The organism is Rhodococcus sp. 06-235-1A (genome assembly GCF_002258785.1).
Lineage (GTDB): Bacteria > Actinomycetota > Actinomycetes > Mycobacteriales > Mycobacteriaceae > Rhodococcoides.
In genome coordinates, this window is the sequence record NZ_NOYI01000027.1 from 482,679 (window position 1) to 494,606 (window position 11,928).

Here is an 11,928-nt window from a genome sequence, read left to right on the forward strand (position 1 = left end):
GCCATGACCATAACGTCCGTTCTCGTAGCCAACCGCGGCGAAATCGCCCGACGGGTGTTCACCACCTGCCGCGCCGAGGGGATCGATACCGTCGCGGTGTTCTCCGACGCCGACGCGAATGCCCCGCACGTGCGGGAGGCCGATGCGGCCGTCCGCCTGCCCGGTAACAGCTCGTCCGAGACCTATCTCCGGGGCGAGCTCGTCATCGCCGCCGCCGTGCAGGCCGGAGCCGACGCAGTACATCCGGGGTACGGATTTCTGTCCGAGAACGCCGATTTCGCGCAGCAGGTCCAGAACGCCGGACTGACGTGGATCGGGCCGCCCGTCAAGGCCATCGAATTGATGGGGTCGAAGGTCGAGTCCAAGAAGATGATGGCCGACGCCGGAGTGCCGGTGCTGACCCAGCTCGACCCCGAGTCGGTCACCGAGAACGAACTCCCGGTGTTGATCAAGGCCTCTGCCGGCGGCGGCGGACGCGGCATGCGGATCGTGCGCAATCTCGAGGACCTGCAGTCGGAGCTCGAAGCGGCCGGGCGCGAGGCGCTCTCGGCGTTCGGCGACGGAACCGTGTTCGTCGAGCGGTACATCGAGACCGGACGCCACATCGAAGTTCAGGTCATGGCCGACAGGTTCGGCACGGTGTGGACGGTGGGCGAGCGTGAGTGCTCGATTCAGCGCAGACACCAGAAGGTCGTCGAAGAGGCACCGTCGCCGCTCGTCGAACGTATCGACGGCATGCGCGAGAAGCTGTTCCATGCGGCGGCACTCGCCACCGAGGCCATCGGCTACGAGGGTGCAGGCACGGTCGAGTTTCTCGCCGACGAGAAGGGCAACTTCTTCTTCCTGGAGATGAACACTCGCCTGCAGGTGGAGCACCCGGTGACCGAGTGCACGACGGGACTCGACCTGGTAGCGCTGCAGATTCGGGTGGCGGCGGGGGAGCGACTGCCCGCCGAGCAGCCCGCGACGCGCGGTCATTCCATCGAGGTTCGCCTCTACGCCGAGGATCCGGCCCAGGACTGGCAGCCACAGAGCGGTGCCGTGCACAAATTCGAGATCCCCGGTGTGCAGTTCGAGGTGCTCGAGAAGGCCGGCATCAGAGTGGACTCCGGGGTCGAGACCGGCAGCGTGGTCGGAACTCACTACGACCCGATGCTCGCGAAGGTCATCTCCTTCGCGCCGACGCGGGACCAGGCGGCGAATCTGCTGGCGAAAGCGTTGCAGAAGGCCATCGTTCACGGACTGAAGACCAACCGCGATCTACTGGTCAACGTTCTGCGGCACCCGGCGTTCCTGACTGGAGATACCGACACGGCTTTCTTCGACACGCACGGGCTCGACGTGCTGGCGCAGCCGATCGCACAGGGACGATCCGAGGAGCTGTCGGCGCTCGCTGCAGCGCTCGCGGACGCGGCGAACAACACGGCGCAGGCGCGGGTGAACCGTGGATTGCCCGGTGGCTGGCGCAATCTCCGGTCCCAACCGCAGCGCAAAACGTACAACGACATCACCGTCGAATATTCGATCGGACGCAGCGGACTCACCTCCTCGGTGGACGGCGTCGAACTGATCGAGCACACGCCGACCTCGGTGACGCTCGACGACAACGGGATTCGTCGTATCTTTCAGGTGCGGAGCTACGGGTCGGACGTGTTCGTCGACTCGGCACTCGGCCCGGTTCGCTTGGTCCGGGCGGCGCGGTTCACCGATCCCACGGACGAGGTCGCGGCTGGTTCCTTGCTGGCTCCGATGCCGGGCAGTGTCATCAGAATCGCTGCCGTGCAGGGCGATACCGTCACAGCAGGTCAGCCGATCCTGTGGCTGGAGGCGATGAAGATGGAGCACACGGTGACCGCGCCTGCAGATGGGGTGCTCACCGAACTGAATGTGAAGCAGGGTCAACAAGTCGAAGTGGGACAGGTCTTGGCAGTGGTCACCGACAGGACAGTAGGAGAGGAACAAGCATGAGTTTCATCGAAACCGAAGAGCAGAAGGGGCTGCGCAACGCAGTCTCGTCACTCGGCAAGCGCTACAACTACATCGACTACGTGCTGCCCAAGGCGCGCAAGGGTGAGCCCCTGACCGAACTGTGGAACGAGGCGGGCAAGCTCGGCTTCCTCGGCGTCAACCTGCCCGAGGAGTACGGCGGCGGCGGCGCAGGCATCTACGAACTCGCATTGGTGCAAGAAGAGTTGGCCGCGCACGGTGCCGGTCTGCTGCTGGTGGTCGTCAGTCCGGCCATCTGCGGCACCATCATCGGAAAGTACGGCACCGCGGATCAGAAGCAGGAGTGGCTCACCGCTCTCGCCGACGGGTCCAAGATCATGGTCTTCGGCATCACCGAGCCGGACGCCGGATCCAACTCGCATCAGATCACCACCACTGCCCGTCGCGACGGCGACGAGTGGATTCTCAAGGGCAACAAGATCTACATCTCCGGTGTCGATCAGGCCGACGCCGTGTTGATCGTGGCGCGCACCGAGGATTCCAAGACGGGCAAGCTCAAGCCGGCCCTGTTCATCGTGCCCACGGACGCTCCCGGTCTGCAGAAGACGCAGATGGAGATGGACATCGTCGAGCCCGATCACCAGTTCGTGCTGTTCCTCGACGACGTTCGGCTGCCCGCCGAGGCTCTCGTCGGTGAGGCCGACGCTGCCCTGATGCAGCTGTTCGCGGGCCTGAACCCCGAGCGCATTCTCGGTGCCGCGATGGCCATCGGGATGGGTCGGTACGCCATCGACGCAGCGGTGAAGTACGCCAAGGAACGCACCGTATGGAAGACGCCGATCGGGGCTCACCAGGGTCTCTCTCATCCGTTGGCGCAGTGCAAGATCGAGCTCGAACTTGCGAAGCTGATGATGCAGAAAGCTGCGGTGCTCTACGACTCCGGCGACGATTTCGGTGCGGCCGAGGCTGCGAACATGGCCAAGTACGCTGCCGCCGAAGCCAGCATCAAGGCGCTCGATCAGGCGATCCAGACCCACGGTGGTGCGGGCTTGAGCAGCGAGTACGGATTGGCTGCGATGCTCGGGGCCGCCCGTATCGCCCGTGTCGCGCCGGTGAGTCGGGAGATGATCCTCAACTTCGTGAGCCAGCACTCGCTGGGACTGCCGAGAAGCTACTGATGGCCGTTCTCGTCGAGTCGGGCAAGGACACAGCGTATTTGACGCTGGATTCGCCGGAGAACAGGAACGCGCTGTCGTCGGTGTTGGTCGAGGAGCTGACGGCCGGCCTCATCGCTGCGGCGCACGACGATGACATCAGAACGATCGTGCTCGGCCACACCGGCACCACGTTCTGCGCCGGTGCCGACCTGAGGGAAGCCGGGGCGTCGCCGGAACTTCGTACCCGGCAGATGCTGGATCTGATGCGGCTGATCATCGACACCCCGAAACCCGTCGTCGTGCAGATCGACGGGCATGTGCGGGCCGGTGGGATGGGGCTCGTCGCGGCCTGCGATATCGCCGTCGCCGGACCCGAGAGTTCGTTCGCGTTGACGGAAGTTCGCCTCGGCCTCGCCGCGTCGGTCATCTCGGTGGCCGTGCTGCCGCGACTGAGCTCCCGAGCCGCGAGTCGGTACTTCCTCACCGGCGAGACGTTCGACGGTGCCACAGCCGAATCGATCGGCCTGATCACCGTGGCCGATGCCATCCCCGCGGCCGTGGTGGCCGATTACATGATCATGTTTCGGAAGTGCTCGCCGCAGGGCCTGGCCGAGTCGAAGCAACTCACCACGGCGGCGATCAGGCGCGAGATCGACGAGCGCGGAACGGCCGTCGCCGGGCAATCGGCCAGGTTGTTTGCATCGGACGAGGCCCGAGAGGGGATGATGTCCTTTCTGGAGAAGAGACCTCCGTCCTGGGCGGTCGACAAGTAGGTCGGTAAACAAGTAGGTAGGGAGATGGTGATGGCGCGCGAACCCAAGCAGGACCGCAGCAGGGTCACGCGTCAGCGACTGCTCGAGGCGACGATCGATTCACTCGCCGAGCAGGGCTGGAGTGCCACGACCGTGGGCGTCGTCGCCGAACGGGCAGGCGTCTCCCGTGGCGCGACCCAGCACCATTTCCCGACGCGTGAGGACCTGATCACCGGTGCCCTCGAGTACATGTTCGACACTCGAATGGACGACGCGCGTCGCGAAGCCCAGGACATTCCGCCCGGGCCCGGACGGACGAAGCTGGTGGTGGAGCGGCTCGTCGAGTACTACACCGGCCCGATGTTCAAAGCGGCACTTCAGGTCTGGACGGCAGCCTCGGCCGACCCCGAGTTGCGCGATCGGATCGTGCCCCTCGAGGAACGGTTCGGTCGCCGCGCCCACCAGATGGCCGTCGAGAATCTCGGGGTCGACGACAACGATCCCGTCACCCACCGTCTGGTACAGGCGACCCTCGACCTCGCCCGCGGTCTCGGTCTTGCCGACGTGCTCACCGACGACGCGCGGCGACGTGCCGAAGTGGTGCGGTCGTGGGCCGATGTCTTGGACGCGTCGTTGAACACGCGACTGTCCGCCGCTCCGGCGGGAGTGCGCTGACCCACACGGTCTGCAGCACAGACCGACCTGTGCTTGAGTCTGGCGGGTGACTTCCGATATCGCGCGCGTGTACCGCGGCCACATTTTTCACGTTGCAGGCTCGCCCACCGTGACGGACGCCGCAGCCGCGTTGGTGTCGATTCCCGACGGTGTGCTCGTGGTATCGGACGGGGGGAGGATCGAGTTCTGCGGCGAGTTCGATTCTCTCCCAACCCAATTCGCGCAGGCCCCCGTGGCCGATCACCGACCGGGGTTTCTACTGCCTGGATTCGTCGACACCCACATTCACTTTCCGCAGACCTATGCCGGCGATTCCTATGGCGGCGGTCAGCTTCTCGAATGGCTGAACACGTGCATCTTTCCGTCCGAGTCGCGCTTCGCCGATCCCGAGTTCGCCGCGGCGGCGGCCAGGGACTTCTGCGCCGCGCGAATCCGGGCCGGAACCACGCAGGCGATGGTGTTCGGATCGGCCTTCCCGCACGCGCAGGATGCGTTGTTCTCCCAGACACTCGAGCACGGACTGCGCATCGTCAGCGGACGCGGTGTGCAGACCACTGGCCCGGCGTCGGCGAAGGCGTTGATCACCGGTGAGGACGAGGCGATCCGGTTGGTCGCCGAGGAGATCGAGAAGTGGCACGCCGCCGATACCGGCGACGTCGACACGGCGATGCTGCACGTGGCCGTCGTACCGCGGTTCTCGCTCTCGGTGACGACAGAGACGCTGAAGAATCTCGGCGAGCTCTACGATTCCGTCCGCGACCGGGGCGTCTACTTCCACACGCACCTGAACGAGAACAACCGCCCGGGCACCGGCGAGATCGACGCGACCAAGAATGCCTACGGGGTGGACACGTACCTCGACACGTACGACGGCAAGTTTCTGCCGGGATCGCAGGTCGGTGGGAAGAGCTTTCTCGGTAAACGCACGATCCTCGCGCACGCTGTGCACTGTCAGGACGCCGAACTGGAGCGAATGGCAGAGACGGGCACCTCCGTCGCGCACTGTCCTACCTCGCAACAGTTTCTGGGCTCGGGCACCATGCCGTGGCAACGAACCGTCGCCGCCGGGGTGAACATCGCCATCGGGTCGGACTTCGGCGGCGGCGACGAATGGCTGCTGCCTCAGGTACTCGCGGACGCCTTCAAGGTGCACATCTCCGAGCCCGGAGACGCCGGGTTGTCGCTGCATCCGGCCGAACTGCTGTTCACCGGAACCCTCGCCGGGGCCCGCGCCCTGGACATGGAGAATCGGATCGGCAATTTCGACACCGGTAAGGAAGCCGACTTCGTCGTCGTCGATCCCGGTGCGTGGCCGCCGTTGTCCGCGGCGATCGACAACGGCGTCCGTTCCGCTGATCCAGAGCTGGCCCGGGATCAGGTTCTGTTCGCCCTCCTGATGGCCATGCGCGAACCTGCCATCGTCGGCGTGTACGTGCGAGGACGCGCAGTGCACGGCACATGACTGGAGTGCCGTCCGATTGATAGGTTCACTGCGACGTCGAACTGCTGTAAACGTCGAACTGCAGCATCGAACAGCACGCGAAGGACGGCATGAAGCGAGTGGCACTGGTGATCACCGCGGTCGCCGCGCTGGTCGCAGGTTGTGGCGGTTCCGAGGACGCTGCCGTCCCCGAGGAGGCAACGTCGACGACCGCCGAGGCCTACGAGCCCGGTCCGTTCTTCGGCGAATGCGGTTCCGTCACCGACGCCGAGGTGCAATCTGCGTTCGGAGCGGGACCCTTCGTGCAGATCACCCGCAACTCCGTCGGCTGTCAGTGGGAAACAGTGGGTTTCGGTGGCCCCGGCGTCAGCTTCTCCTGGTATCGCGGTAGCCCTATCGGACGCGAACGCGCCGGTTCCGAGCTGATCGGCCGTCCGGCGAAGGACATCGAGATCGACGGCAACCCGGGGTTCGAGGCCGAGCAAGACACTCTGTGTGAAATAGGCGTGCAGTTCGGCGACGACTTCTTCCACTGGTCCATCACGTACTCGCTCGGACCTGCGGCGCGCCCTCCCTGCGACGTCGGAAACGAACTCGCGACGCTGACAGTGGAGCGCAAGCGATGACCAGTGGAGCGCAAGCGATGACGCGCAGACGAGTGATCGCGGCGGCGTCGACCCTGTTGCTCGTTGCCGGATGCGCCCAGACGGTCGAGGGGACCGCGAGACCGGCGAGCTTCGCCGGCTCCGATGGCCAAGAATTCACCAAGTTGTTGACCGAGTGCGACGCCGTTTCCGACGACCAGATCGCCGAGACCACCGGTGCCGACGCCATCGAGCGCGGCTTCTTCGGGGCCATCTGTCGGTGGGATCTGGTCGGCTCCGCGGGGACGGTCAAGGTGACGTTCAATTGGTTCGAGTCCGGCACTCTGGCCGCGGAGCGGGCCGCCGACGAGAAGATGATGTACACCGTCACCGATACAACGGTGCAGGGCCGCAAGGCAATACAGGCTCAGCGTCCGGACGATCCCGACTCGTGCGGGGTCTCGGCCGGTGCGGATCGGGACGGCATATTCGGGTGGTGGGTGCAGTACCGACCCGGTGCCAACCACCCCGATCCCTGCCAGGCCGCGGCGAAGCTCGCAGACCTCACCCTCAACCTGAGCCGATAGGCACATAGCAGAACCGGGGGTGTTTTGACCCGAGGCGACGCCGCCGGGTATCGTTATGGGTCGTGTCCGGCCTGGCCGGAACGTTTGTGTGCCTATGCGAGGTACAGCCGTGCGCACGTTCGTGTGAAAGAGCGCGCAACCGGCTGGACGTGTGGGGGTATGCGACACACCCGACCGCGGGGTGCAAGAGACCCGCAGAAGTAGTACCGGAGCAGCAGCGGTACCGGGTGAGGAGCAGTGTTCTCTTGCTCCAACTGCTAGATCCCTGTTTATCGACACGAAGAAAGCCGGTTTATGCCAACGATCAACCAGCTGGTCCGTAAGGGACGCACCGACAAGGTCGCGAAACTGAAGACCGCTGCCCTCAAGGGCAGTCCCCAGCGCCGTGGCGTGTGCACTCGCGTGTACACCACCACCCCCAAGAAGCCGAACTCCGCTCTCCGTAAGGTCGCGCGTGTTCGCCTGACCTCCTCGGTGGAGGTCACCGCGTACATCCCCGGTGAGGGTCACAACCTGCAGGAGCACTCGATGGTGCTCGTTCGCGGTGGTCGTGTGAAGGACCTCCCGGGTGTGCGTTACAAGATCATCCGCGGCTCGCTCGACACCCAGGGTGTCAAGAACCGCAAGCAGGCTCGCAGCCGCTACGGAGCCAAGAAGGAGAAGAGCTGATATGCCACGCAAGGGCCCAGCACCCAAGCGGCCGCTGATCAACGACCCGGTCTACGGATCGCCGTTGGTCACGCAGCTCGTCAACAAGATCCTCCTCGACGGCAAGAAGTCGACCGCAGAGCGCATCGTCTACCAGGCGCTCGAGCAGGCTCGCGAGAAGACCGGCACCGACCCCGTCGTCACGCTCAAGCGTGCACTCGACAACGTCAAGCCGGCCCTCGAGGTTCGCAGCCGTCGCGTCGGTGGCGCTACCTACCAGGTGCCCGTCGAGGTTCGTCCCGGCCGCTCCACCACGCTGGCACTGCGCTGGCTGGTCACGTTCTCGCGCGCTCGTCGTGAGAAGACCATGGTCGAGCGTCTGGCGAACGAGCTGCTCGACGCCAGCAACGGCCTCGGTGCCGCTGTGAAGCGTCGTGAGGACACTCACAAGATGGCCGAAGCCAACAAGGCGTTCGCCCACTACCGCTGGTGATCTCCTCGCTCGGGCGGTATTCGGAACTATCCGATACCGCCGGAGCGTTGATCAGCTCAGGCAATACCTCTTCCAACACCAAGGCGGGTTAACTCGTGGCACAGGACGTGCTGACCGACCTCAACAAGGTCCGCAACATCGGCATCATGGCCCACATCGATGCCGGCAAGACCACCACTACCGAACGCATCCTCTTCTACACCGGTATCTCCTACAAGATCGGTGAAGTTCACGATGGCGCAGCCACCATGGACTGGATGGAGCAGGAGCAGGAGCGTGGCATCACGATCACCTCTGCTGCCACGACGTGCTTCTGGAACGACAACCAGATCAACATCATCGACACGCCCGGTCACGTCGACTTCACCGTCGAGGTGGAGCGTTCGCTCCGCGTCCTCGACGGCGCTGTCGCAGTGTTCGACGGCAAAGAAGGTGTCGAGCCGCAGTCCGAGCAGGTGTGGCGTCAGGCCGACAAGTACGACGTGCCGCGTATCTGCTTCGTCAACAAGATGGACAAGCTCGGCGCGGACTTCTACTACACCGTGCAGACCATCATCGATCGCCTCGGTGCCAAGCCGCTGGTCATCCAGCTGCCGATCGGCGCAGAGAACGATTTCGAGGGCGTCATCGACCTCGTGCAGATGAAGGCGCTCGTGTGGAGTGGCGAGACCAAGCTCGGTGAGAAGTACGAGATCCAGGAGATCCCGGAACACCTCAAGGAGCGCGCAGACGAGTACCGCACCCAGCTGCTCGAGACCGTGGCCGAGTCCGACGAAGCGCTTCTGGAGAAGCACTTCGGTGGCGAAGAGCTCACGATCGACGAGATCAAGGGCGCCATCCGCAAGATGACGGTCAACAGCGAGCTGTACCCGATCCTGTGTGGATCCGCGTTCAAGAACAAGGGCGTTCAGCCCATGCTCGACGCGGTCATCGACTACCTCCCGTCTCCCCTCGACGTTGCCGAGACCATCGGACACGCCGTCGGCGACGAGGAGAAGGAGATCACTCGCAAGCCGTCCGCAGACGAGCCGTTCGCGGCTCTCGCGTTCAAGATCGCGACGCACCCCTTCTTCGGCAAGCTGACCTACGTCCGGGTGTACTCGGGCAAGGTCGACTCCGGCGCTCAGGTCATCAACTCGACCAAGGGCAAGAAGGAGCGTCTGGGCAAGCTCTTCCAGATGCACTCCAACAAGGAGAACGCGATCGCGACCGCGTCCGCCGGTCACATCTACGCCGTCATCGGCCTCAAGGACACCACGACGGGTGACACGCTCTGCGATCCGCAGAACCAGATCATCCTCGAGTCCATGAGCTTCCCGGACCCGGTCATCCAGGTCTCGATCGAGCCGAAGACCAAGTCCGACCAGGAGAAGCTGGGAACAGCCATCCAGAAGCTCGCCGAAGAGGATCCCACCTTCTCGGTGAAGCTGGACGAGGACACCGGCCAGACCGTCATCGGCGGCATGGGCGAGCTGCACCTCGACATCCTCGTCGACCGTATGCGTCGCGAGTTCAAGGTCGAGGCCAACGTCGGCAAGCCGCAGGTCGCGTACCGCGAGACCATCCGCAAGACGGTCGAGAAGCACGACTACACGCACAAGAAGCAGACCGGTGGCTCCGGCCAGTTCGCGAAGGTCATCATCAAGCTCGAGCCTTTCGAGGGCGAAGACGGCGCGACCTACGAGTTCGAGAACAAGGTCAGCGGTGGTCGTGTGCCCAGGGAGTACATCCCCTCGGTCGACGCAGGTGCACAGGACGCCATGCAGTACGGTGTTCTCGCCGGATACCCGCTGGTCAACGTCAAGGTCACACTGCTCGACGGTGCGTACCACGACGTCGACTCGTCGGAAATGGCCTTCAAGGTCGCCGGCTCACAAGCGTTCAAGGAAGCCGCCCGTAAGGCCAGCCCCGTCATTCTCGAACCCGTCATGGCCGTCGAGGTCATCACGCCCGAGGATTACATGGGTGAGGTCATCGGCGACCTGAACTCCCGCCGTGGTCAGATCCAGGCCATGGAGGAACGCAGCGGTGCCCGTATCGTCAAGGCACTGGTTCCGCTGTCGGAGATGTTCGGCTACATCGGAGACCTTCGGTCGAAGACGCAGGGCCGCGCTAACTACTCCATGGTCTTCGATTCGTACGCAGAGGTTCCTGCGAACGTCTCGAAGGAAATCATCGCGAAGGCGACCGGAGAGTAATTCTCTTCGGCTGCTGGACCACGCTCGACCTGTAATAAGTAACAACACATACGCGTGTTTGCCCCGCAGGGGTACACACAGATCAGTCCAGGAGGACACACAGTGGCGAAGGCGAAGTTCGATCGGACGAAGCCGCACGTCAACATCGGCACCATCGGTCACGTTGACCACGGTAAGACGACGCTGACGGCTGCAATCACGAAGGTTCTGCACGACAAGTTCCCGGACCTGAACGAGGCATCGGCTTTCGATCAGATCGACAAGGCTCCGGAGGAGAAGGCTCGTGGTATCACGATCAACATCTCCCACGTCGAGTACCAGACCGAGAAGCGCCACTACGCGCACGTCGATGCACCGGGTCACGCCGACTACATCAAGAACATGATCACCGGCGCGGCTCAGATGGACGGCGCAATCCTGGTCGTGGCAGCCACCGATGGCCCGATGCCGCAGACCCGCGAGCACGTGCTGCTCGCCCGCCAGGTCGGTGTTCCGTACATCCTGGTCGCACTGAACAAGGCCGACATGGTCGACGACGACGAGATCATCGAGCTCGTCGAGATGGAGGTCCGCGAGCTCCTCGCTTCGCAGGAGTTCGACGAGGACGCACCGGTCATCAAGGTCTCCGCACTCAAGGCACTCGAGGGTGACGAGAAGTGGGGCGAGTCGGTTCTGGAGCTCATGCAGGCCGTCGACGATTCCGTGCCGGACCCCGTCCGTGAGACCGACAAGCCGTTCCTCATGCCCGTCGAGGACGTCTTCACCATCACCGGTCGTGGCACCGTGGTCACCGGACGTATCGAGCGCGGCTCGGTCAACGTCAACGAAGAGGTCGAGATCGTTGGCATCCGCCCCGGCTCGACCAAGACCACCGTCACCGGAATCGAAATGTTCCGCAAGCTGCTCGACTCGGGTCAGGCAGGCGACAACGTCGGCCTCCTCGTTCGTGGCATCAAGCGCGAAGACGTCGAGCGTGGACAGGTCATCATCAAGCCCGGCACCACGACTCCCCACACGGAGTTCGAGGGCAACGCCTACATCCTCTCGAAGGACGAGGGCGGCCGCCACACGCCGTTCTTCAACAACTACCGCCCGCAGTTCTACTTCCGTACCACGGACGTTACGGGCGTTGTGACCCTTCCCGAGGGCACCGAGATGGTCATGCCCGGTGACAACACCGAGATGTCCGTCACGCTGATCCAGCCGGTCGCCATGGATGTCGGCCTCCGTTTCGCCATCCGTGAGGGCGGTCGTACCGTCGGAGCCGGTCGCGTCACGAAGATCGTCAAGTGATCTAGTTTCACCCTGCTCTACCGAAGCGGCACTCACCCGAAAGGGTGGGTGCCGCTTTTGCGTATGTGCGTGCGGCTCCGCCGCCCGCGTCAATGGACCATTGCACCGCCCAGACGTGTGCAATGGTCCATTCACGCAGAATGAGGTGGCCAC

General features: G+C 64.1%; 11 protein-coding genes. All 11 read left to right on the forward strand.

Translation table 11 applies throughout. From position 1 onward, the window contains the following. The first annotated feature begins 3 nt into the window (after positions 1 to 3). The 11 genes from CH275_RS26015 to tuf all read left to right on the forward strand — a co-directional run bounded on the left by CH275_RS26015 (position 4) and on the right by tuf (position 11,775). Positions 4 to 1,968 (forward strand): acetyl/propionyl/methylcrotonyl-CoA carboxylase subunit alpha, encoded by a 1,965-nt coding sequence (locus CH275_RS26015; RefSeq protein WP_094680994.1) that lies wholly within the window; start codon positions 4 to 6, stop codon positions 1,966 to 1,968. Further along, on the forward strand, positions 1,965 to 3,125 hold the full coding sequence (locus CH275_RS26020) for an acyl-CoA dehydrogenase family protein (RefSeq protein ID WP_032401976.1): 1,161 nt from the start codon (positions 1,965 to 1,967) through the stop codon (positions 3,123 to 3,125). The genes CH275_RS26015 and CH275_RS26020 overlap by 4 nt, the downstream gene beginning before the upstream one ends. After that, positions 3,125 to 3,877 (forward strand): enoyl-CoA hydratase family protein, encoded by a 753-nt coding sequence (locus CH275_RS26025; RefSeq protein ID WP_094680995.1) that lies wholly within the window; start codon positions 3,125 to 3,127, stop codon positions 3,875 to 3,877. The genes CH275_RS26020 and CH275_RS26025 overlap by 1 nt, the downstream gene beginning before the upstream one ends. Before the next feature lie 30 nt (positions 3,878 to 3,907). Then, positions 3,908 to 4,531, forward strand: coding sequence for a TetR/AcrR family transcriptional regulator (locus CH275_RS26030; RefSeq protein ID WP_094681153.1), 624 nt, complete (start codon positions 3,908 to 3,910; stop codon positions 4,529 to 4,531). Between the two features lie 46 nt (positions 4,532 to 4,577). Then, positions 4,578 to 5,993 carry a guanine deaminase gene (locus CH275_RS26035; RefSeq protein ID WP_256991216.1) on the forward strand — a complete coding sequence of 472 codons (1,416 nt, stop codon included), beginning with the start codon at positions 4,578 to 4,580 and terminating at the stop codon, positions 5,991 to 5,993. A gap of 89 nt (positions 5,994 to 6,082) precedes the next feature. After that, complete coding sequence (locus tag CH275_RS26040) at positions 6,083 to 6,598, forward strand: DUF3558 domain-containing protein (protein ID WP_094680996.1); 516 nt, start codon at positions 6,083 to 6,085, stop codon at positions 6,596 to 6,598. Next, the gene (locus tag CH275_RS26045; protein WP_256991217.1) at positions 6,595 to 7,143 is read left to right on the forward strand and encodes a DUF3558 domain-containing protein; all 549 of its coding nucleotides are present in this window, start codon (positions 6,595 to 6,597) and stop codon (positions 7,141 to 7,143) included. Before CH275_RS26040 ends, CH275_RS26045 begins: the two co-directional genes overlap by 4 nt. 294 nt (positions 7,144 to 7,437) lie before the next feature. Next, entirely contained in the window at positions 7,438 to 7,812 is a 375-nt protein-coding gene (rpsL, locus tag CH275_RS26050; RefSeq protein ID WP_008714048.1) for a 30S ribosomal protein S12, read from the forward strand. A 1-nt stretch (position 7,813) separates the two neighbouring features. Then, the gene (rpsG, locus tag CH275_RS26055) at positions 7,814 to 8,284 is read left to right on the forward strand and encodes a 30S ribosomal protein S7 (protein ID WP_003941856.1); all 471 of its coding nucleotides are present in this window, start codon (positions 7,814 to 7,816) and stop codon (positions 8,282 to 8,284) included. 95 nt (positions 8,285 to 8,379) lie between these two features. After that, positions 8,380 to 10,482 (forward strand): elongation factor G, encoded by a 2,103-nt coding sequence (gene fusA, locus CH275_RS26060; RefSeq protein ID WP_094680997.1) that lies wholly within the window; start codon positions 8,380 to 8,382, stop codon positions 10,480 to 10,482. A gap of 102 nt (positions 10,483 to 10,584) precedes the next feature. Continuing rightward, positions 10,585 to 11,775 carry an elongation factor Tu gene (gene tuf / locus CH275_RS26065; RefSeq protein ID WP_032380840.1) on the forward strand — a complete coding sequence of 397 codons (1,191 nt, stop codon included), beginning with the start codon at positions 10,585 to 10,587 and terminating at the stop codon, positions 11,773 to 11,775. Positions 11,776 to 11,928 lie beyond the last annotated feature (153 nt).